The organism is Cupriavidus ulmosensis, assembly GCF_977008105.1.
This window is the reverse complement of sequence record NZ_CDRMWP010000001.1, coordinates 3,862,344-3,881,971: the sequence shown is the minus strand read 5'-3', so window position 1 is coordinate 3,881,971 and position 19,628 is coordinate 3,862,344. Positions and strand designations below refer to the sequence as shown.

20 protein-coding genes are annotated in these 19,628 nt (G+C 71.0%); 13 read left to right on the top strand and 7 right to left on the bottom strand.

The window, feature by feature from the left end; genetic code table 11:
• The first annotated feature begins 116 nt into the window (after window positions 1-116).
• Window positions 117-1,004 (top strand): endo alpha-1,4 polygalactosaminidase, encoded by an 888-nt coding sequence (locus tag ACWTPI_RS17850; protein ID WP_454732278.1) that lies wholly within the window; start codon window positions 117-119, stop codon window positions 1,002-1,004.
• A 30-nt stretch (window positions 1,005-1,034) separates the two neighbouring features.
• On the opposite strand, the gene ACWTPI_RS17845 is transcribed toward ACWTPI_RS17850, so the two are convergent.
• Window positions 1,035-1,994 carry a LysR family transcriptional regulator gene (locus ACWTPI_RS17845; protein WP_454732277.1) on the bottom strand — a complete coding sequence of 320 codons (960 nt, stop codon included), beginning with the start codon at window positions 1,992-1,994 and terminating at the stop codon, window positions 1,035-1,037.
• A 98-nt stretch (window positions 1,995-2,092) separates the two neighbouring features.
• Here ACWTPI_RS17845 and ACWTPI_RS17840 point away from each other — a divergent pair, with 98 nt between their 5' ends.
• Together ACWTPI_RS17840 and ACWTPI_RS17835 are read left to right on the top strand one after the other, a co-directional pair.
• Window positions 2,093-3,085, top strand: coding sequence for a tripartite tricarboxylate transporter substrate binding protein (locus ACWTPI_RS17840; RefSeq protein WP_454732276.1), 993 nt, complete (start codon window positions 2,093-2,095; stop codon window positions 3,083-3,085).
• A gap of 2 nt (window positions 3,086-3,087) precedes the next feature.
• A complete protein-coding gene (locus ACWTPI_RS17835; protein WP_454732275.1) occupies window positions 3,088-3,459 on the top strand; it encodes a hypothetical protein in 372 nt (123 codons plus the stop codon).
• Here ACWTPI_RS17835 and ACWTPI_RS17830 read toward each other — a convergent pair.
• Window positions 3,456-3,950 carry a M48 metallopeptidase family protein gene (locus ACWTPI_RS17830; RefSeq protein ID WP_454732498.1) on the bottom strand — a complete coding sequence of 165 codons (495 nt, stop codon included), beginning with the start codon at window positions 3,948-3,950 and terminating at the stop codon, window positions 3,456-3,458. The genes ACWTPI_RS17835 and ACWTPI_RS17830 overlap by 4 nt on opposite strands.
• A gap of 81 nt (window positions 3,951-4,031) precedes the next feature.
• Window positions 4,032-4,253, bottom strand: coding sequence for a hypothetical protein (locus ACWTPI_RS17825; RefSeq protein WP_020202015.1), 222 nt, complete (start codon window positions 4,251-4,253; stop codon window positions 4,032-4,034).
• Window positions 4,254-4,461: 208 nt separating this feature from the next.
• On the opposite strand from ACWTPI_RS17825, the gene ettA reads away from it, so the two are divergent.
• Complete coding sequence (ettA, locus tag ACWTPI_RS17820; protein WP_029043385.1) at window positions 4,462-6,129, top strand: energy-dependent translational throttle protein EttA; 1,668 nt, start codon at window positions 4,462-4,464, stop codon at window positions 6,127-6,129.
• Window positions 6,130-6,262: 133 nt separating this feature from the next.
• On the opposite strand, the gene ACWTPI_RS17815 is transcribed toward ettA, so the two are convergent.
• Together ACWTPI_RS17815 and ACWTPI_RS17810 are read right to left on the bottom strand one after the other, a co-directional pair.
• Window positions 6,263-7,396 carry a metallophosphoesterase gene (locus tag ACWTPI_RS17815; protein ID WP_454732274.1) on the bottom strand — a complete coding sequence of 378 codons (1,134 nt, stop codon included), beginning with the start codon at window positions 7,394-7,396 and terminating at the stop codon, window positions 6,263-6,265.
• Window positions 7,397-7,592: 196 nt separating this feature from the next.
• On the bottom strand, window positions 7,593-8,519 hold the full coding sequence (locus ACWTPI_RS17810) for a LysR family transcriptional regulator (protein ID WP_020202012.1): 927 nt from the start codon (window positions 8,517-8,519) through the stop codon (window positions 7,593-7,595).
• Window positions 8,520-8,657: 138 nt separating this feature from the next.
• Between ACWTPI_RS17810 and ACWTPI_RS17805 the strand changes: the two genes are divergently transcribed.
• From ACWTPI_RS17805 to ACWTPI_RS17780, 6 genes are all read left to right on the top strand, one after another.
• Window positions 8,658-9,563 carry an SDR family oxidoreductase gene (locus tag ACWTPI_RS17805; protein ID WP_454732273.1) on the top strand — a complete coding sequence of 302 codons (906 nt, stop codon included), beginning with the start codon at window positions 8,658-8,660 and terminating at the stop codon, window positions 9,561-9,563.
• Window positions 9,563-11,068: an acyl-CoA synthetase gene (locus tag ACWTPI_RS17800; RefSeq protein WP_020202010.1), complete on the top strand. Its 1,506-nt coding sequence runs from the start codon at window positions 9,563-9,565 to the stop codon at window positions 11,066-11,068. The genes ACWTPI_RS17805 and ACWTPI_RS17800 overlap by 1 nt, the downstream gene beginning before the upstream one ends.
• Window positions 11,069-11,144: 76 nt before the next feature.
• Window positions 11,145-12,125 (top strand): Bug family tripartite tricarboxylate transporter substrate binding protein, encoded by a 981-nt coding sequence (locus ACWTPI_RS17795; RefSeq protein ID WP_454732272.1) that lies wholly within the window; start codon window positions 11,145-11,147, stop codon window positions 12,123-12,125.
• Between the two features lie 122 nt (window positions 12,126-12,247).
• Complete coding sequence (locus tag ACWTPI_RS17790) at window positions 12,248-13,795, top strand: chloride channel protein (protein ID WP_454732271.1); 1,548 nt, start codon at window positions 12,248-12,250, stop codon at window positions 13,793-13,795.
• A gap of 128 nt (window positions 13,796-13,923) precedes the next feature.
• The gene (locus tag ACWTPI_RS17785; RefSeq protein WP_020202007.1) at window positions 13,924-14,232 is read left to right on the top strand and encodes a hypothetical protein; all 309 of its coding nucleotides are present in this window, start codon (window positions 13,924-13,926) and stop codon (window positions 14,230-14,232) included.
• A 61-nt stretch (window positions 14,233-14,293) separates the two neighbouring features.
• Window positions 14,294-14,950, top strand: coding sequence for a hypothetical protein (locus tag ACWTPI_RS17780; protein ID WP_020202006.1), 657 nt, complete (start codon window positions 14,294-14,296; stop codon window positions 14,948-14,950).
• Between the two features lie 36 nt (window positions 14,951-14,986).
• On the opposite strand, the gene dapB is transcribed toward ACWTPI_RS17780, so the two are convergent.
• Window positions 14,987-15,796 carry a 4-hydroxy-tetrahydrodipicolinate reductase gene (dapB, locus tag ACWTPI_RS17775; RefSeq protein WP_020202005.1) on the bottom strand — a complete coding sequence of 270 codons (810 nt, stop codon included), beginning with the start codon at window positions 15,794-15,796 and terminating at the stop codon, window positions 14,987-14,989.
• A 35-nt stretch (window positions 15,797-15,831) separates the two neighbouring features.
• Window positions 15,832-16,281 (bottom strand): Lrp/AsnC family transcriptional regulator, encoded by a 450-nt coding sequence (locus ACWTPI_RS17770; RefSeq protein ID WP_020202004.1) that lies wholly within the window; start codon window positions 16,279-16,281, stop codon window positions 15,832-15,834.
• A 165-nt stretch (window positions 16,282-16,446) separates the two neighbouring features.
• Here ACWTPI_RS17770 and ACWTPI_RS17765 point away from each other — a divergent pair, with 165 nt between their 5' ends.
• From ACWTPI_RS17765 to ACWTPI_RS17755, 3 genes are all read left to right on the top strand, one after another.
• Window positions 16,447-17,652, top strand: a complete 1,206-nt coding sequence (locus ACWTPI_RS17765; protein ID WP_454732270.1) for a saccharopine dehydrogenase C-terminal domain-containing protein — start codon at window positions 16,447-16,449, stop codon at window positions 17,650-17,652.
• On the top strand, window positions 17,649-19,169 hold the full coding sequence (gene amaB / locus ACWTPI_RS17760; protein ID WP_020202002.1) for an L-piperidine-6-carboxylate dehydrogenase: 1,521 nt from the start codon (window positions 17,649-17,651) through the stop codon (window positions 19,167-19,169). The genes ACWTPI_RS17765 and amaB overlap by 4 nt, the downstream gene beginning before the upstream one ends.
• A 211-nt stretch (window positions 19,170-19,380) precedes the next feature.
• Window positions 19,381-19,614 carry a hypothetical protein gene (locus ACWTPI_RS17755; protein WP_059415924.1) on the top strand — a complete coding sequence of 78 codons (234 nt, stop codon included), beginning with the start codon at window positions 19,381-19,383 and terminating at the stop codon, window positions 19,612-19,614.
• Window positions 19,615-19,628: the final 14 nt, after the last annotated feature.

The window sequence follows — 19,628 nt, the reverse complement described above, 5'->3', positions numbered from 1 at the left end:
CCCTCTAACTTATTGCTCACCAATTCACTTAAGCTCTGCCCCAAATCCGCCGACAATCCTGATGCACGGGCGCAAGCCCCATCCCTCCCACCGCCATCCCAAAAAGGAACCCCTCCGTGACGAAAAAACTCGCAAGCCTGGCATGGTTGCTCCCGCTCGCTTTCCTCGCGGCCTGTGGCGGGGATGGCGGCACGGGGGATTCGGGTGCCGCGGTCCAGTCGGTATCGTCGGCCAACGCGATTGCCGATACCGCTTCGCTGTCGACGCAGGCGCTGGCTACCACCCACTGGATGCCGGCCGCCGCCGATACCTGGCAGTTGCAGTTGACCGGCACGATCAATACGAGCTACCCGGCACAGGTCTATGACATCGACCTCTTCGACACGCCGCAGGCCACCATCAACGCATTGAAGGCGCAGGGCAAGCGCGTGGTCTGCTATTTCTCGGCGGGCAGCTCGGAGAACTGGCGGCCGGACTTCAAGCAGTTCGTGGCGGCGGACATGGGCAAGGCGTTGTCGGGCTGGGCCGGCGAGAAGTGGCTCGATACGCGGTCGGCCAACGTGCGCAGGATCATGCAGGCGCGCATGGACCTGGCGCGCTCGAAGAGTTGCGATGGCGTGGACCCGGACAACGTGGATGGCTATACCAACAAGCCGGGCTTTCCGCTGACGGCGGCGACGCAGCTGGACTACAACCGTTTCCTGGCCACGGAGGCGCACGCGCGTGGGCTGGCCGTGGGGCTGAAGAACGACGTGGATCAGGTGGCGTCGCTGGCCACCGATTTCGATTTCGCCGTGAACGAGCAGTGCTTCCAGTACAAGGAGTGCGCGAGCTATACGCCGTTGACCGCGCAGGGCAAGGCGGTGTTCAACGTGGAGTACGCGACGAAGTACAGGGACGCGGCGACGCGCGCCACGCTGTGCGCCTCGGCCAAGGCGGCGCATCTGCGCACGCTGGTGCTGCCGCTGGACCTGAACGATGCGTTCCGTTACGCCTGCGATTGAGCGGCTGCCGGGCGGCGTCGCCGCCAATCCTCAGGCCGGCGTGAGATAGCCGCCCGCCGCGGCGGCGCCGATGACCTCGCCCAGCGCTGCGATGAACGCCGTGGCGGCGGCGCTGTCGGGCCGGCCGCGGCGCCGGTGCAGCGCGGCCGTGCGGGTGAAGCCGGGGTGCGCCACCGGTGCGTGCGCGAGCCCGGCCAGCCCGGCGTTGCGGCGCGTGCCGGCGATATGCAGCGCCAGCGGGCTGGCGATGGTGAACAGGCGCCCGCCCGGCACGGCGCGCAGCAGCGCTTCCACGCTCGGGCCTTCCAGCCGTGGCCGCAGGCTGTAGCCGCCGGCCTGCGCCGCCGCGTCGATCTGGCGGCGCATGGCGAAGCGCTCGGGCAGCAGCGCCAGCGGCAGCGTGGCGAGCTGCGCCAGCGTGATGCCGCCGGGCGCCTCGGGCAGCTTGCCGGCCGCGGCGATCAGGGCCAGCGTCTCGGAGAACAGCGGCACCAGCGCGATGCGCTTGGGCGCCTCGCGCGCGAAGGCCAGGCCCAGGTCGATTTGGCCGTCGAGCAGGGCGCGGTCGACCTCGCCGGCGGCGAACTCGAAGACCTGCACGTCGAGCGCGGGATGCGCGTCGAGCAGCGCCTGCGCGGCCGGCATCACCAGCGCCGAGAGATAGGTGTGAATGGCACCCACGCGCAGCGTGCCCTCGACCGCGCCGCGCGGCGAGGCGGCCGCGGCAATCACCTGTTCCAGCTGGTCCAGCACCGGCTCCAGCGACAGCACCAGTTGCCGGCCCGCGTCGGTGAGTTCGAGCCGGCGGCCCACGCGCCCGAACAGCGGCACGCCCAGGCTGTGCGCGAACGCGCGCAGATGCTGCGACAGCGCCGGCTGCGTCAGCCCCAGCGAGTCGGCCGCCGCGGTAACGCTGCCGTGGCGGGCCACCGCCATGAAGCTGCGTACCAGGCGCAGGTCCAGCGCGGCGGGCGTGGCGGTCAGTCGCATAAGTTGTCGTGATGAATGGAAAATCGATTCATCATTTTACAGAGCATGCCGCGGCTGGTGGAATGACGGCAAACATGGAAAACAGAGAGGAGACCGCCATGCTTGCCCGCTTTCCCGTTCGCTTCCGCCTGCCCGCGCTGGCCGCCATCGCGCTGGCTGCGCTGTCGTTCACGTCCGCCGCGCGCGCCGACTGGCCCGAGCGCCCGATCAAGCTGGTGGTGCCCTACGCGCCCGGCGCCACCACAGATTCGCTGGCCCGCCTGGTCGGCAAGGAGCTGCAACTGCGCCTGAAGCAATCGGTGGTGGTGGAGAACCGCCCGGGCGCCGGCGGCACCATCGGCAGTGACTACGTGAGCAAGGCGCCGGCCGATGGTTACACGCTGCTGCTCGGCGCGGTCGGGCCGATCTCGGTGGGCAAGGCGCTGTATCCGACGCTGCCCTATGACCCGGCCAGGGACCTCGCCGGCGTGGGCCTGATCGGCACGGTGCCGTTCATCCTGGTGGCCGGCACGCGCGGGCAGCGCTTCGACTCGGTGCCGGCGCTGGTGCGCGCGGCCAATGCCGCGCCCGACACCATCGCCTACGGCTCGGCCGGCAACGGCACGCCGCAGCACATCATCGGCGCGATGTTCTCGCAGGCCACCGGCGCGAAGCTGCTGCACTCGCCGTACAAGGGTTCGGGCCCGGCCATCAACGACCTGCTCGGCGGCCAGATCGCGCTGATGTTCGACAGCCCGGTTCTGCTGCTGCCGCACATCAAGGCCGGCACCGTGGTGCCGCTGGCGCAGACCGGCGCGCAGCGCTCGGCGCTGCTGCCCGGCGTGCCGACCATGCGCGAGCAGGGCGTGCGCGGTTTCGACGCGGCGCCGTGGTACGGCATCATGGCGCCGGCCAGGGTGCCCGCCGACGTCCTCGCGCGGCTGAACCGCGAGCTGAACGCCGTGCTGGCCGACAAGCCGGTGCAGGAGCACCTGCTCGCGCTCGGCGTGGAGGCCCGCCCGCTCGACGCGGCCGGTTTCCGCCAGTTCCTGGCGCAGGCCCAGGCAAGCTGGACGCGCACCGTCACCGCCGCCGCGGTCAAGGCGGACTGACCATGCCGCACCTGATCGTGGAGACCACGCGGCAACTGGCCGGCCGCATCGATTTCCCCGGCGTCTTTGCCGGCCTGCACCGCGAGATGGCGGCGCTGGGCTACGCGCGCCTGGAGGACTTCAAGAGCCGCGTGCTGGTGGCGGAGGCCGCGCTGGTCGGCGGCGATGCCGCCACCGGCTTCCTGGTGGCGCATCTCGTGATGACCAACGCGCGCCCCGAGGCGATGCAGGCCGCGATGGCGGACCTGATACTGGCGCGTCTGGTGGCTTGCGTGGAGAAGGCCGCGCCCGCGGGCGAGGTGCAGGTGTGCGTGCTGCACCGGCAGGCGGCGCCGGGCAGCTACCGCAAGACCGTGGTCGCGGGCAGCCGCTAGTCCTGCGCGGCGTCGAGCTCGCGCCACGCCAGGTACAGCCGCGTGTCGAACTCGAGCTGGTGGTAGGCCGGCTCCATGTGCTCGCAGAGCCGGTAGAACGCCTTGTTGTGATCGCTTTCCTTCAGGTGCGCGAGCTCGTGCACGACGATCATGCGCAGGAATTCCGGCGGCGCTTCCTTGAACACCGAGGCCACGCGGATTTCCTTCTTGGCCTTGAGCTTGCCGCCCTGCACGCGCGAGATCGCGGTGTGCAGGCCGAGCGCACGATGCACGGTGTCGATCTTGGCGTCGAAGGCCACCTTGTGCAGCGGCGGCGCGCTGCGCAGGAATGCCTGTTTCAGCTCGCCGGCGTATTCATACAGGGCACGATCGGTCTGCACGGCGTGCCGCGCGGGGTACTTCCTGGCCAGATGCTCGCCGAGCCGGTTGGCGGCGACCAGTTGGCGCACCTGCTCGAGCACGTCGGGCGGATAGCCGCCGAGAAAGCGCAGCGGGTCCTTGGCGCCGGGGCGCCAGGTGTTGCCGGCGAAAGTGCTGGCGAAAGCGGGGCTGCTGGCCTGGCTCACCGCGGCTCAGTGATGGTGATGATGATGATGGTGAGCGATCTCGCCGGTGCTGACGAAGGTCTGCACGGCATCCTGCTCGCCGGTGGCGTGGCGCATCAATTCGCCGCACTTGCACCAGCCCTGGTAAGGCTGGATGTGCGCGCACGCCGAAGCCTTCTGCAGAAACAGCGTGACGGGCTTGGTGCACTTGTGGCACTTGAAAGTGAGGGTGCGGGCGGGTTTGCTCATGCTGCGGCTGGATTCCTGGCTTGTGGCGGATGGCGGCGCGGGGGCAAAAACGGCCCGCGCCGGCAAAGGCAAGATGATACATGGCGTGCCGGCCGCCGTTTGCAAGGGCGCGGCCGCCAGCCGCATGCAGGCATGCATCCGAGGGGCGCGGGCGGGCAGGGCGTTTTGCTACACTGCCGCCATTCCCATACACACTTCCCGGACTCGCATGGCACAGTACGTTTTCACGATGAACCGCGTGGGCAAGATCGTTCCGCCCAAGCGCCACATCCTCAAGGACATCTCGCTGTCCTTCTTCCCGGGCGCCAAGATCGGCGTGCTGGGCCTGAACGGCTCCGGCAAGTCGACGCTGCTCAAGATCATGGCCGGCATCGACAAAGAAATCGAGGGCGAAGCCACGCCCATGCCGAACCTGAACATCGGCTACCTGCCGCAGGAGCCGCAGCTCGATCCCGAGCAGACCGTGCGCGAATCGGTGGAGGCGGCGCTGGGCGGCGTGTTCGAGGCGCGCAAGAAGCTCGACGAGATCTACGCCGCGTATGCCGAGCCCGATGCCGACTTCGACGCGCTGGCCGCCGAGCAGGCCAAGTACGAAGCGATCCTCGCCGCCAGCGACGGCAACAACGCCGAGCTGCAACTGGAGATCGCCGCCGACGCGCTGCGCCTGCCGGCGTGGGACGCCAAGGTCGGCAACCTGTCCGGCGGCGAGAAGCGCCGCGTGGCGCTGTGCCGCCTGTTGCTGTCGCGCCCCGACATGCTGCTGCTCGACGAACCGACCAACCACCTCGACGCCGAATCGGTGGACTGGCTCGAACAGTTCCTCACGCGCTTCCCGGGCACCGTGGTGGCCGTGACCCACGACCGCTACTTCCTCGACAACGCCGCCGAATGGATCCTGGAACTGGACCGCGGCCACGGCATTCCGTGGAAGGGCAACTACAGCTCCTGGCTGGACCAGAAGGAAGCGCGCCTGAAGCAGGAAGAGTCGACCGAGTCGGCGCGCCAGAAGGCGCTGAACAAGGAACTGGAGTGGGTGCGCCAGAACCCCAAGGGCCGCCAGGCCAAGTCCAAGGCGCGCCTGGCCCGCTTCGACGAGCTGAACAGCCAGGAATACCAGAAGCGCAACGAAACCCAGGAAATCTTCATCCCGGTGGGTGAGCGCCTGGGCAACGAGGTCATCGAGTTCGACGGCGTGAGCAAGGGCTACGGCGACCGCCTGCTGATCGACAACCTCAGCTTCAAGGTGCCGCCTGGCGCCATCGTCGGCATCATCGGCCCGAACGGCGCCGGCAAGTCGACCTTCTTCCGCATGCTGACCGGCAAGGAAACGCCGGACAGCGGCGAGATCAAGGTCGGCCCGACCGTCAAGCTGGCCTACGTGGACCAGAGCCGCGACGCGCTCGACGCCGGCAAGACCGTGTTCGAGGAAATCTCCGGCGGCGCCGACATGCTGACCGTGGGCCGCTACGAAACGCCGTCGCGCGCCTACATCGGCCGCTTCAACTTCAAGGGCTCGGACCAGCAGAAGCACGTGGGCACGCTCTCGGGCGGCGAACGCGGCCGCCTGCACCTGGCCAAGACGCTGATCGCCGGCGGCAACGTGCTGCTGCTGGATGAGCCGTCCAACGACCTCGACGTGGAAACGCTGCGCGCGCTCGAAGACGCGCTGCTGGAATTCGCCGGCTGCGTGATGGTGATCTCCCACGACCGCTGGTTCCTGGACCGCATCGCCACCCACATCCTGGCCTTCGAAGGCGAGTCGCACGTGGAGTTCTTCCCGGGCAACTACCAGGAATACGAGGCGGACAAGAAGCGCCGCCTGGGCGAGGAAGGCGCCAAGCCCAAGCGCATCCGCTACAAGCCGATCGCGCGCTGAAGCCGGCGTCTCGCAGGGAACGGTTTGCTCCCCTCTCCCATGCAATGGGAGAGGGGAGAACACAAGCGACAAGCCGGCGTTGCCGGCAGCAAAAGGCCTCGCATTGCGCGAGGCCTTTTTTCGTCCGGGCCGCCTACTTCCTCACCAGCCGCAGCCGCGTGATCTCCGACGGCGCGCCGAAGCGCTTCGGCGGTCCCCAGTAGCCGGTGCCGCGGCTCACGTAGACCCACATCGCCTCATGGCGCTTGAGTCCGGCGACATACGGCTGCTGCATCGGCACGAACAGGGTCCACGGCCAGAACTGGCCGCCGTGCGTGTGCCCGGACAGTTGCAGGTCAAAGCCGGCGGCGGAGGCAGCCGGCGCGGTGCGCGGCTGGTGCGCCAGCAGCACGCGCGCCGCGGCCACCGGCGGGGCGCCTTCGAGCGCGCGCGCGGGGTCGCTGCGGTGGCTTTCGTCGAAGCGGTGCGCGGTGTAGTCGGTCACGCCGGCCAGCACCAGCGCGTCCTCGTCCTGCCCGATCACCACGTGCTCGTTCATCAGCACGCGCAGGCCCAGCCTGCGCAGCTCGGCGATCCACGGATCGGCGCCGGCGTAATACTCGTGGTTGCCGGTGACGAAGTAGGTGCCGTGGCGCGCCTGCAGGCTGCCCAGCGGCGCGGTGTGGTGCGCCAGCTCGCGCACGGTGCCGTCCACCAGGTCGCCGGTGATGGCGATGGCGTCCGGCTTGAGCCCGTTGACGCGCGCCACGATGCGCTCCAGGTAGGGGCGCTTGATGGTGGGGCCGACGTGGATGTCGCTGATCTGCACGATGGTGAAGTCGTGCAGCGCGTCGGGCAGGCCGGCGATGGGCACTTCCACCTCCACCACGCGCGCCAGCCCACGCGCGTTGAAGAAGCCCAGCGCCGTGACCACCAGCGCCAGCAGCGGCACCGCGGCGGCCGTGCGCGGCAGCAGCCAGCCTGGGTGCCAGCCCGCGATGGCGCTGCCGAGCAGCGCCACGTCGCGCGCCAGCGTCAGCACCAGCAGCGACGAGAAGAAGCCCATCGCCAGCATGCCGACCCAGGTGAGCGCGTCGGACCAGGGCTGGTCCAGGCGCCGCGCCAGCAGGCCGGCCGGGATCAGCGGCCACGACAGCGCCAGCCACGCCACGGCGAGCGCCTTGACGGCGAAGGCGACCGGCAGGTCGGGCAGCAGGCGCACGCCGATATAGATGTGGAGCAGGCCGACCACGAGGGCGGCCACGAAAACGGTGGTGCGAGGGGGCATGCCACCTCCAGGGAGTTTGAGGCGGATCCGGCGCATGCCGGGTCCGGCGGGCGCGCGGCGGCGCCGTCTTGCCGCGCCGCGCGCGAATCCCGTAGCTGAGGCTGGCTGCGCGCGGATTCAAGAGCGCGCAGCGAATTGTTCACATGGTCTTTGCGTGGCCTTTGTGTGGCCTTCGCTTGGCGCGCGGCGCGCGGCGTCACGCGGCGGGCCCGCCGCCCTGGCCGGCGAACACGTCCAGCGCCGGGATGCGCTCGCGCAGGAAGTCGATCAGCGCGCGCGTGGCCATCGACGGATGCAGGTTGGGCGTGGTGATGATGTACAGCCGGTCGCCCAGGCCTTCGGCGTGCCATTCGGGCAGCACGCGCACCATGCGGCCGGCGCGCACGTCGTCCCAGCCGGCATAGGCCGGCAGCAGGCCCACGCCGTGGCCTTCGCGCACCGCGCGCATCAGGAACGGGAAATGCTCGGACTGCAGGTAGGGCGCCAGCGCCACCTGCTCGCGCTGCTCGCCGCGGTCCAGCGTGAGCACGAAGCGCCGCGCCGGGTAGGGCGGGCACAGGAACTGGCAGCGCGCCAGGTCGGCCGGCGCGTGCAGCGGCCCGGTGCGCGCCAGGTAGGCGGGCGAGGCGAACAGTTGCCACTCGATCGCGCAGATGTCGCGCGCGACGTAATCCTGCTGCGCCCGCGACGTGACCCTGAGCGCCACGTCGATCTCGGCGGCGATCAGGTCCACCACGCGGTTGGCGAAGAACACGCGCAGCGTGATGCCGGGATGCTCGCCGGCGAACTCCAGCAGCAGCGGCGCGATGAAGGTGTCGCCGAGCCCGGACGGCACGCTCAGGCGCACGTGCCCGCGCAGTGTCTTGCCCAGGCTGTCGATCTCGGCCTGGGCCAGCGCCACCTCCTGCAGGATGCGCAGGCCGTGCTGGTAGAGCGAGCGGCCCGGCTCGGTCAGCTCCAGCCGGCGCGTGGTCCGGCGCAGCAGCTGGGCGCCGGCCTGCTGCTCCAGCTCGCGCAACTGGCGGCTGACCTGCGAGCGCGTGACGTCGCGCCGGCGGCCCGCCTCGGACAAGTTGCCGGCCTCGACGATGTCGACGAAAGCCTGGATCAGGTTGAGGTCCATCCGGGATTCCCTGGGGGATTGTCACTTGTGGCGCAACATTGTGAGTCAGCCGTTGGGAATTGTCGATGCCGCGTGCCAGGACTACAGTGAGTGCTCCCCCGCCGGACTGGCATGCGCGGGGCCAGACAGGAGACAACGATGTTCAAGGACGATCTTTTCGCCGGCCGGCGCGTGCTGGTCACGGGCGGCGGCACCGGGCTGGGCCTGGCGATGGCCGACCGCCTGGCCGGGCTGGGCGCCGAGCTGCACCTGTGCGGGCGCCGCCTGCCGGTGCTCGACGAGGCCGCGGCAATGCTGCGCGGCCGCCACGGCGCCAAGGTGGCGACGCACGCGGTGGACATCCGCGACGCCGCCGCCGTGGACGCCATGATCGAGACCATCTGGCACGCCCACGGCCCGCTCGACTGCCTCGTCAACAACGCCGCCGGCAACTTCATCAGCCGCACCGAGGACCTCTCGCCCAACGGCTTCCACGCGATCTCCGACATCGTCTTCCGCGGCACCTTCTACACGACCCAGGCGGTCGGCAAGCGCTGGATCCGCGACGGCCACCCGGGCGCGGTGCTGTCGATCGTGGTGACGTGGGTCTGGACCGGCTCGCCGTTCGTGGTGCCGTCGGCCATGTCCAAGGCCGGCGTGGACGCCATGACCAAGTCGCTGGCGGTGGAGTGGGGCCGCCACGGCATCCGCTGCAACGCCATCGCGCCGGGCGTGATCCCGACCGAAGGCGCCGGCTCGCGGCTGCGCCCGCGGGATTCGCAGCAGGACCAGCTTGCCGCGCAGAATCCCACCGGCCGCCTCGGCCAGCCGCAGGACATCGGCAACCTGGCCGCCTTCCTGCTGGCGCCGGACAACACCTGGATCAACGGGCAGACCATCGCGCTGGACGGCGGCGACCATTTCGCCAACGGCGCGTATTTCACGCAGTACCTGGACTGGGGCGACGCCGAGTGGCAGGCCGCGCGCGAACGCATCGCCGCGAAGAACGCCGCCGACCGCGCCGCCCGCACGGTCGGCGCGCCCGCCGCCGCCGGAGCCGACTGATGGCCGCCGATCTCTGGTTCGAGGACCTCCACCGCGGCGGCGACGCGCTGCTCGCGCGCGGCGCGCGCCTGGCCGGCGGCCTGCGCGCGCTGGGCGTGGGCGAGGGCGACGTGGTTGGCGTGCTGCTGCGCAACGACCCCGCCTTTGCCGACATCGTGCACGCCTGCCGCATCGCCGGCGCCTACTACTGCCCGATCAACTGGCACTTCACCGCCGAGGAAGTCCGCTTCCTGCTGGCCGACAGCGGCGCGCGCGCGCTGATCGTCCATGCCGGCCTGCTCGACGGCGTGCGCGCCGTGGTGCCCGCCGGCGTGCCGGTGCTGGCGCTGGCCGAGGCCGGCGCGCCGGTGCCGGCGGATGCCATCGACTACGACCACTGGCTTGCCGCGCAGCCGCCCTACGACGGTCCGCGCGTGGCGCCGCGCGGCCACATGGCCTACACCTCCGGCACCACCGGCCGGCCCAAGGGCGTGCTGCGCGCGCCGATCCCGCTGGAACGACTCGACGCGCAGCTCGAGCGCATGCGTTCGGTGGTGGCGCAGACGATGGGCATCGTGCCGGGCTGCCGCGCGCTGATGGCCGCGCCGCTGTACCACAGCGCGCCCGGCGTGTTCATCCAGAACGCGCTGCAGATGGGCGAGCGCCTGGTGCTGTGCGCGCGCTTCGATCCGGAGCAGGTGCTGGCGCTGGTGGAGCGGCACCGCATCGACGTGCTGTACCTGGTGCCCATCATGTACGTGCGCATGCTCAAGGTGCCGCCCGAGGTGCGCGCGCGCTACGACCTGTCCTCGCTGCGCTTCGTCGCCTCCACCGGCGCGCCGTGCGCGCCCGAGGTCAAGCGCGCCATGCTCGACTGGTTCGGCCCGGTCATCCACGAAACCTACGCCTCCAGCGAAGCCGGCATGATCACCGTGGCCACGCCCGCCGACGCCGCCGCGAAGCCCGGCACCGCCGGCCGCGCGGTCGACGACGGCGAGGTGCGCATCCTCGACGAGCGCGGCTCGCCCTGCGCGCCCGGCGAGATCGGCCTGGTCTACGTGCGCCAGCCGGCCTACCCCGACTTCACCTACCGCAACAACGAAGCGGCGCGCCAGGCCATCGACCGCGGCGGCCTGGTCAGCCTCGGCGACATGGGCTACCTGGACGCGGACGGCTACCTGTTCATCTGCGACCGCGCCTCCGACATGGTGATCTCCGGCGGCGTGAACATCTACCCGGCCGAGATCGAGCACGAGCTGGTGCGTTATCCCGGCGTGGCCGACTGCGTGGTGTTCGGCGTGCCCGACGACGAATACGGCGAGCGCCTGCTGGCGATGGTGCAGCCGGTGCCCGGCGCCGGGCTGGAAGAGGGCGCCATCATCGAATGGCTGCGCCAGCGCCTGTCCGGCTTCAAGGTGCCGCGCACCATCGTGGTGGAGGCGCAACTGCCGCGCGACGACACCGGCAAGCTGGCCAAGCGCCGCCTGCGCGACAAATATTGGGAGGGCCGCGCGCGCCGCGTGTGAGCGGCGGCGGCACGCCTGCCGGCGGCGCAAGCCGGCAAACCGCAAGGCAGATCATAAAAAAGAAGGAGACAACCAAATGCAACGCTGGATTTCCACATGGCGCGCCATGCTCGGCGCGGGCGCGCTGGCCTGCGCGCAACTCGCCGCGGCGGGCGCCTTTCCCGACCGGCCGGTCAAGCTGGTGGTGCCGTACACGCCCGGCGGCTCGGCCGACCAGCTGGCGCGCGCGCTGGCCGACGGCATGGGCCGCGAGCTCAGGCAGCCGGTGGTGGTGGAGAACCGCCCCGGCGCCAACACCATGATCGCCGCCACCAGCGTGGCGCGCGCGCCCGCCGACGGCTACACCGTGCTGCTGGCCAGCAACGCCAGCATGGTGCTCAACCCGATGCTCTACAAGAAGGTCGGCTACGACGCCCGGCGCGACTTCAAGGTGATCTCGGTCGCCGCCGAGATCCCGCTGGTGGTGGTGACCAACACCCAGGTGCCGGCCGCCAACGTGCGCGAGTTCGCCGGCTACGCCAAGGCCAACGCGGGCAAGCTGAACTACGCCTCGGTCGGCCTCGGCAACCCGCTGCAACTGGCTACCGAGATGCTCAAGACCGAGCTCGGCATCGACCTCACCCACGTGCCCTACAACGGCAGCGCGCCCGCGCTGGCGGCGCTGCTGGCCAACGACGTGCAGCTGATGATCGACGTGGTCAGCACCTCGCTGCCGCACATCAAGGCCGGCAAGCTCAAGGCGCTGGCGGTCACCAGCAAGGAACGCCTGGAAGTGCTGCCCGAGGTGCCCACCGTGGCCGAGAGCGGCCATCCCGGTTTCCAGGCCGCCACGTGGTTCGGCCTGGCGGTGCCGGCGCAGACCCCGCCCGAGGCCGTCGCGCGCCTGCAGGCCGCCGCCGCCAGGGCCACCGGCGACGCGCCGTTCCGCCAGACCTTCGCCGCGCTCGGGCTGGTGATCCAGCGCCCGCGCGACGGCGCCGAGGTGCAGCGCTACGTGGACGCGGACCGCGCGCGCTGGGGTTCGGTGATCCAGGCCAACCACATCGCGCTGGACTGAGCGCGCCGGCGGCAGGGGCGCCGGCGGCGGACCCGGCGCGGCGATCGGCGTATAGTGCCGTGACGCCGTGGCGTGTCCGGCCCACCGGGCCGCCCGCCGCATTTCTCCGCCCCTGCCGCTCCATGAAAGACGCCGAGACCGACTCCCGTCCCGAACCAGAACCGCCATCGCCCTCGGGTCCCGAGCCGGAGGCCGGCGCCGGCCCGGACGCGCCGCGGGACATCGGGCGCGAGGCCGGCGCCGAAGCCCGCGCGCAGGCGCGCGCCGCCGCCGAGCATGCCCACCTGCGCGCGCTGCGCCGCCGCGCGCGCCTGGCCGCCGGGCGCAAGTCGCGCCAGATGTGGCGCATCTCCCGCACCACGCTGCGCTACGCCGTGTTCATGTGCGGCGCCGGCGGCGTGGCGCTGTTTTCGCTGCTGTTCGCGTGGATCGCCGAACTGGCGCTGAACTGGAACCAGCGGGCCACCGCCGCCACGCCGTGGCTGGCCTTCGTGCTGTTGCCGCCGGGCCTGGCCGCGCTGCGCTGGCTGACGCTGCGGCTGGCGCCGCAGGCGCGCGGCAGCGGCATTCCGCAGGTGATCGCCTCGTTCGGGCTGCCGCCGGCCGGCCCGGCGCAAACATTGCTGGTGTCGTTCCGCCAATCGATGTGGAAGGTGCTGCTGACCACGGGCGGCCTGCTCGCGGGTGCGTCCATCGGCCGCGAAGGGCCGTCGGTGCAGGTCGGCGCGGCGGCCATGCTCAGTTGGGGGCGCTGGTGCCAGGAGCGGCTGCATTTCCGCATCGGCTTCCATCCCAACGCGCTGATCGCCGCGGGCGCGGCCGGCGGCCTCGCGGCGGCGTTCAATACGCCGCTGGCCGGCGTGGTCTTCGCCATCGAAGAGCTGGGCCGCGGCACCACCGTGCGCTGGGACCGGCTGGTGCTGTCGGGCGTGCTGACGGCGGGTTTCCTGTCGCTGGCGATTTTCGGCAACAACCCGTATTTCGCCGTCAAGACGCCGATCCTCGCGCTGCACGATGCGTGGGGCCCGGTGCTGCTGGCCGCGCTGTTCAACGGCGTGCTCGGCGGCCTGTTCGCCAAGGCGCTGATCGGCGGCCTGCCGGCGCTGCTGCCGGCCCGCCTGCGGGCGTGGCCGCTCGACCACCCGGTGCTGGCCGCCCTGCTGTGCGGGCTGGTGGCGGCGGCGATCGGCTGGGCCAGCGGCGGCGCCACCTTCGGCACCGGCTACGACCAGGCCAGCCGCCTCATCAACGGCGAGTCGGCGCCGACGCTGTGGTTCGGCATGGCCAAGCTGGCGGCGACGGTGGTGTCGTATTTCGCCGGCATTCCCGGCGGCATCTTCACGCCCAGCCTGGCCATCGGAGCGGGCATCGGCGCGGCGCTCGAGCACGTGGTGGCCTACCTGTCCATTCCGCTTACCGAGCCGCGCGTGCTGGCGCTGGTGTCGATGGCCGCCTTCCTGGCCGGCGCCACCCAGGCGCCGATCACCGCCAGCGTGATCGTGATGGAGATGACGCGCTCGCAGGACCTGACCGTGTTCCTGCTGGCCGCGGCGCTGTTGTCTTCCTTCGTGGCGCGCCAGTTCTGCCCGAGCCCGTTCTACCACCACGTCGCCCATGCCTTCCGCCGCGAAGCGCTGGCCGCCACGCGGAAAGTGGCGCCGGCCACATAAGCGGCGTTCAGGACGTGGTGCCCGCCGCTGCTTTGCCTTACCATTGGCGGCGCCCGGGCCACCGCACCGGCGCTGTGTACCGGCGGCACATGACGATCCGCGCCGGCATCATGAACCGGGGAGCACAGATGGCCACGCAACGACCGTCCGGCAACGGCGGCGCCCAGCGCGCATCGGGTACGTCACGCGCATCGCGCACGCAGCAGCCCAGGCCGCCGGCCAAGGAGAGCACCGCCGTGCGCGATCTCGGGCCGGACACGGTCTGGCACACGCGCGGCCTGCACGGCCACACCCGGCTGCGCGCGCCGCTGCCGCGCGGCGCGCGCTCCCCGCAGCGGCAACTGCCGCCCAGCCGCGTGCCGCGCCTGCTGCTATGGGGCCTGCTGCTGGTGCTGCTGGCGGTGCTGGCCAACGCGGTGTCGCGTATGACGCAATAGCCCCCGGCGGAACCACGCGCGCGGGGGGCGCTCCAATCCGCAGCTTTTCTCAGGAGTCTGGATGAAATACCCCCTCGCCGGGCTGGCCGCCGCCAGCCTGCTGCTGCTCTCGCCGCTGGCCGGCGCCGCGGCCAAGGACGGCGCCGACAAGTTCGCGCCGATGCTGGACAGCCTGGAAATCGGCGGCCCGCTGCCGGACCTGCCCGATTGCGCCGACAAGCGCACCCCCGATGGCCGCGACGTGACCGCCCTGTGCGTGGAACTGCGCGGCGACGGCGTGATGCGCCAGGTCGGCGTGCCGCGCGACAAGCGCCCCGCGTTCATGGACGGCCCGCACGTGGTGGCCTTCGTCGACCGCAGCGCGCTGGTCGGGCTGATCGTGCCCACCGACGGCATCCGCTCCGAGCAGGCCGCCGTCGACAGCCTCACCGCGCGCTACGGCAAGCCGTTCCGCGCCGAGCAGGTGGACATGAAGGACAAGGCCGGCAAGCCGGTCAAGAGCGTGCACGCCGGCTGGAACAAGCGGCCGCTGACGGTGGAGCTGTACGCCATCCCCGAAGACCCGAACACCGGCACGGTGGAACTGCTGCTGCCGCAGGCGCGCCTGCTGATGGCGAACCAGGACGCGGCGATGGCGCAGCAGCTCAAGCCGCAGGAAGCCGCCTCCGCGGCGAAGGCCGCGCCGGCCGGGAAGGCGGGGGACAAGAAGGGCTGGTAGGCCGTCGGGCGGCCCTGCGGCCCCGGGGTTTGTGCCTCAAAGCCCCTCCATCACCTTGTCCAGCCCGCGCACCACGCCCCGCAGCCCGCTGACCTTGCGGATCGCCAGCAGCGCGCCCGAGACGTAGGGCTTGGAGCCGTCGCCGGCTTCGTGCCTGAGGTGCAGGCGCTGGCCGTCCGAGCCGAAGATCACTTCCACGCCGAGCTGGTAGCCGGGCAGGCGCACTGCGTGCACCTGGCTGCCGGACAGCGTGGCGCCGCGCGCTTCCTTCGGGCCTTTCACCTGATCGACCGGCACCACCTGCCTGGCCTCGCGGATCTGGCCGAGGCGGTAGGCCAGTTCGCGCACGGTGCCGGAGGGCACGTCGATCTTGCCGGCCTTGGCGTAGTCGATGATCTCCCAGTGCTCGAGGTGGCGCGCGGCCATCTCGGCGAACTTCTGCAGCAGCACCACGGTGATGGCGAAGTTGCCGCAGGCCAGCACGCCGCGGCCGGCCTGGCGCGCGGCGGCGTCGATCTCTTCATAGTCCTGGTCGGACAGCCCCGAGGTGCCCACCACCACGTGCGCGCCGCGGGCCAGCGCCTGCAGGATGTTGCGCTTGGCCACGTCGGGCTTGGTGTATTCGACGTAGACGTCGAAGCTGCCCGCGGCCAGTTCGTCGATGCTGGCCACCGCCACGCCGGGCGTGCCCTTGTGCGCCGTCAGTTCGGCCAGGGTCTGGCCGGCCGCGCCGCGCGACAGGCCGGCCACCAGCGTCATGTCGTCGGCGTGCGCCACGCCGCGCGCCAGTTCGCCGCCGGCCCAGCCGGTCACGCCGCCCACGGCGACTCGGATGCGATTGCTCATCGTGCTGTTCTCCTGAAGTGAGTCTGCGGATGCGTTCAGCCCGCCGCGCGGCGGCGGTCGATCTTGCGCGCCAGCACGATCGACGTGGTGGTGTGGTTGACGCCGTCGAGCGCGCCGATCTCGTCGAGCAGCTTGTCGAGCCGCGCGTGCGTGTCGCAGCGGATCACCGCCATGTAGTCCACCGGCCCGCTCACGGAATTCAGCTCCTCGATTTCCGGGAAGCGCCGCAGCGCCTTGACCACCGCGGGCGCGGCCTTGGGCATGACCGACAGGCCGCAGAACGCCAGGATGGCATTGTCTTCCATCTGCTGCCCGAGCCGCACGCCGTAGCCAGCGATCACGCCGTCGCGCTCGAGCCGCGCGATGCGCGCCACCACGGTGGTGCGGGCGATGCCCAGCCTGCGCGCGAGGTTGGCGGCGTTCTCACGCGCGTTGGCCTGCAGCAGCGCGAGCAGGTGGCGGTCGGTCTGGTCGAGTTCGGTCATGGCGCGGCGTCGCAGGGAGGGGGATGACGATTCGACGATTGATCTTGTCGAATCGTTCGATTATGGGGTGTTTTCGTCAATCTTGCCTGTTCATTCCGACTGTGCCCGACACCATACTTCAGTCAGCAAGTGAATGAACACAGGCCATACCGACAGGAGAACCTCATGAGCAAGCTCGATCCGCCCAGCCTGCTGGCCCCGGCCGCCAATGCGCCGGCGGCATCCCCCGCGGGCATTTCCCCGTTCCCGCTGCGCGTGGTGGTGCTCGGCGCCGGCAAGATCGGCCGCACCATCGCCGCCATGCTGCACGACAGCGGCGACTACCGCGTCACGCTGGTGGACCGCGACCCGGCGCAGCTCCAGGGCCTGCCCGAAGGCATCGCGGTCGGCGCCCGCACGCTGGACCGGGCGCAGGACTGCGCGGCGCTGCTGCGCGGCGCCGATGCCGTGCTCAACGCGCTGCCGTTCCATGCCGCGGTGGGCGTGGCCACGGTGGCGGCCAGCCTCGGCGTGCATTACTTCGACCTGACCGAAGACGTGGCCGCCACCCACGCCATCCGCGCGCTGGCGGTGGGCGCGCGCTCGGTGCTGATGCCGCAGTGCGGGCTGGCGCCGGGTTTCATCGGCGTGGTCGGCAACGAGCTCGCGCAGCGCTTCCTGCGCGGCGGCGGCGAACTGCTGGCGCTGAAGATGCGCGTGGGCGCGCTGCCGCGCTTTCCGAGCAACGCGCTCAAGTACAACCTGACGTGGAGCACCGAAGGGCTCATCAACGAATACTGCAATCCGTGCGAGGCCATCGTCGACGGGCGCCGCGTCGAGGTGCCCGCGCTCGAAGGGCTGGAAAGCTTCGCGCTGGACGGCATCGCATACGAGGCCTTCAACACTTCCGGCGGGCTGGGCACGCTGCCCGAGACGCTGGCCGGGCGCGCGCGCGACGTGGACTACAAGTCAATCCGCTATCCGGGCCACTGCGCGGTGATGAAACTGCTGCTCAACGACCTGCGCCTGCGCGAGCGGCGCGACTGGATGCGCGAGATCTTCGACAGCGCGATTCCCGCCACGCAGCAGGACGTGGTGATCGTGTTCGCCAGCGCCACCGGCCATGCCGCCGGCAGCGGCGGCGCGCGCGGGCGCCTGATGCAGGAGTCGTTCTCGGCGCGCATCGGCGGGGCCGACACCGCCGCCGGCCACCTCAACGCGATCCAGCTCACCACCGCCGCCGGCATCTGCGCCGCGCTCGACCTCGTGGCCACCGGCGTGCTGCCGCGGCAGGGCTTCGTGCCGCAGGAGGCGATGCCGCTGGACGCTTTCCTCGCCAACCGTTTCGGCCGACACTACACCTGTCACCCGCTCCAGGAGGCAACGGTATGAAAGCCAGGGAATTCGCGGCCTGCTGGCAGGCCATCGGTCTGCCCGCGCCGTGGCGCGAAGGCGAGGGGCCCGCCGGCGCGCTGCCGGTGCGCTCGCCCATCGATGGCGAGGCATTCGGCCACCTGCCCGCCTGCACGCCGGCCGAGGCCGACGCGCGCATCGAACGCGCGCGCGCGGCGCAGGCCAGCTGGGCGCTGGTGCCGGCGCCGGTGCGCGGCGAGGTGGTGCGCCGCTTCGGCGAGGTGCTGCGCGAGCACAAGAAGCATCTCGGCCAACTGGTCTCGCTGGAGTCCGGCAAGATCCTGCAGGAAGGGCTGGGCGAGGTGCAGGAGATGATCGACATCTGCGACTTCGCGGTCGGCCTGTCGCGCCAGTTGCATGGCCTGACCATCGCCTCGGAGCGGCCGCAGCACGCCATGCGCGAGACCTGGCATCCGTATGGCCTGTGCGGCGTGATCTCGGCGTTCAACTTCCCGGTCGCGGTGTGGGCCTGGAACGCGGCGCTGGCGCTGGTGTGCGGCAACGGCGTGGTGTGGAAGCCGTCCGAGAAGACGCCGCTGTGCGCGCTCGCCGTGCAGGGCCTGCTGGACGGCGTGCTCGACATCGCCGCGCCCCATCACGCCGGCATCGCCACGGTGCTGGCCGGCACGCAGGCGCTCGGGCAGCATCTGGTCGCGCACGCCGACGTGCGGCTGGTCAGCGCCACCGGCTCCACGCGCATGGGCCGCGAGGTCGGCATCGCCTGCGCCGGGCAGTTCAAGCGCGCGATCCTGGAGCTGGGCGGCAACAACGCGGCGATCGTCGCGCCGTCGGCCAATATCGAGCTGGCCATCCGCGCCATCACGTTCTCCGCCGCCGGCACCGCCGGGCAGCGCTGCACCACGCTGCGCCGCGCCTTCGTTCATGCCGACCTGTTCGACGCCGTGACCACGCGGCTGATGCATGTGTTCAGCACCTTGCCGGTGGGCGACCCGCTCGCGGAAGCGACGCTGGTCGGCCCGCTGATCGACGGCGCCGCCGGGGCCGCGATGGCCGGCGCGCTGCTGCGCTGCCGCGGCCACGGCAACGTGGTGCACGGTGGCGAGCGCGTGCTGGCGGAGCGCTATCCGAATGCCGAATACGTGCGCCCGGCGCTGGTGCTGACCGACCGCCAGCACGAGACCATGCTGACCGAGACCTTCGCGCCGATCCTGTACGTGATGCCCTACGACACGCTGGATGAAGCCATCGCGCTGAACAACGCCGCGGCGCACGGCCTGTCGTCGTGCATCTTCACCGAGTCGCTGCGCGAGGCCGAGCGCTTTCTGTCCGCCGCGGGCAGCGACTGCGGCATCGCCAACGTCAACATCGGCACCAGCGGTGCCGAGATCGGCGGCGCGTTCGGCGGCGAGAAGGCCACCGGCGGCGGGCGCGAGTCCGGCTCGGACGCGTGGAAGGGCTATATGCGGCGCGCCACCAACACCATCAACTACGGCGACGCGCTGCCGCTGGCGCAGGGCATACGGTTCGAGGTGTGAGGCGCGGGCGTGGCGCGTGCATGGCGCGGACATGGCGGAAGCACGGCGCTTCCGTCTTCCCCTTTTTCCCGTTCTTCCCGATTGGCCCATACAAACGCCATCCCGTTTCCATTCGTAACAACGGTTACAGCACATTGACCCTGTATTACCGACCCGCCCCGTATAACGTTCTTATGGGCAGGCAACAACCTGCCCGCAAAGGACAACGAAAATGAAAACGTGGATGATTGGGATCGCGGTGGCCGGCGCCGCCCTGCTCGGGGGCTGCGCGGTCTATCCGGCTTATCCGGCCTATGGCTACGGCGGCGGCGGGGAAGTGGCCGTGGCGCCGGCGCCGGTGTATGCCGCGCCCGCGGTGGTGGTGACGCCGGGGGTCTACGGCGGCTACTACGGCTATCGCGGCGGCTACTACGGCGGCGGCCGCCGCTACCGCTACTGGCATTGAGGCGGACGGGGCCG

Bases quoted from the DNA above. Each gene is read 5' to 3' on its own strand.
- ettA (WP_029043385.1), top strand. From the start codon at position 4,462: ATGGCACAGTACGTTTTCACGATGAACCGCGTGGGCAAGATCGTTCCG.
- dapB (WP_020202005.1), bottom strand. From the start codon at position 15,796: ATGAGCAATCGCATCCGAGTCGCCGTGGGCGGCGTGACCGGCTGGGCC.
- ACWTPI_RS17765 (WP_454732270.1), top strand. From the start codon at position 16,447: ATGAGCAAGCTCGATCCGCCCAGCCTGCTGGCCCCGGCCGCCAATGCG.
- ACWTPI_RS17845 (WP_454732277.1), bottom strand. From the start codon at position 1,994: ATGCGACTGACCGCCACGCCCGCCGCGCTGGACCTGCGCCTGGTACGC.
- ACWTPI_RS17810 (WP_020202012.1), bottom strand. From the start codon at position 8,519: ATGGACCTCAACCTGATCCAGGCTTTCGTCGACATCGTCGAGGCCGGC.
- ACWTPI_RS17815 (WP_454732274.1), bottom strand. From the start codon at position 7,396: ATGCCCCCTCGCACCACCGTTTTCGTGGCCGCCCTCGTGGTCGGCCTG.
- ACWTPI_RS17755 (WP_059415924.1), top strand. From the start codon at position 19,381: ATGAAAACGTGGATGATTGGGATCGCGGTGGCCGGCGCCGCCCTGCTC.
- ACWTPI_RS17805 (WP_454732273.1), top strand. From the start codon at position 8,658: ATGTTCAAGGACGATCTTTTCGCCGGCCGGCGCGTGCTGGTCACGGGC.
- ACWTPI_RS17790 (WP_454732271.1), top strand. From the start codon at position 12,248: ATGAAAGACGCCGAGACCGACTCCCGTCCCGAACCAGAACCGCCATCG.
- amaB (WP_020202002.1), top strand. From the start codon at position 17,649: ATGAAAGCCAGGGAATTCGCGGCCTGCTGGCAGGCCATCGGTCTGCCC.
- ACWTPI_RS17835 (WP_454732275.1), top strand. From the start codon at position 3,088: ATGCCGCACCTGATCGTGGAGACCACGCGGCAACTGGCCGGCCGCATC.
- ACWTPI_RS17785 (WP_020202007.1), top strand. From the start codon at position 13,924: ATGGCCACGCAACGACCGTCCGGCAACGGCGGCGCCCAGCGCGCATCG.
- ACWTPI_RS17825 (WP_020202015.1), bottom strand. From the start codon at position 4,253: ATGAGCAAACCCGCCCGCACCCTCACTTTCAAGTGCCACAAGTGCACC.
- ACWTPI_RS17840 (WP_454732276.1), top strand. From the start codon at position 2,093: ATGCTTGCCCGCTTTCCCGTTCGCTTCCGCCTGCCCGCGCTGGCCGCC.
- ACWTPI_RS17800 (WP_020202010.1), top strand. From the start codon at position 9,563: ATGGCCGCCGATCTCTGGTTCGAGGACCTCCACCGCGGCGGCGACGCG.
- ACWTPI_RS17795 (WP_454732272.1), top strand. From the start codon at position 11,145: ATGCAACGCTGGATTTCCACATGGCGCGCCATGCTCGGCGCGGGCGCG.
- ACWTPI_RS17770 (WP_020202004.1), bottom strand. From the start codon at position 16,281: ATGACCGAACTCGACCAGACCGACCGCCACCTGCTCGCGCTGCTGCAG.
- ACWTPI_RS17780 (WP_020202006.1), top strand. From the start codon at position 14,294: ATGAAATACCCCCTCGCCGGGCTGGCCGCCGCCAGCCTGCTGCTGCTC.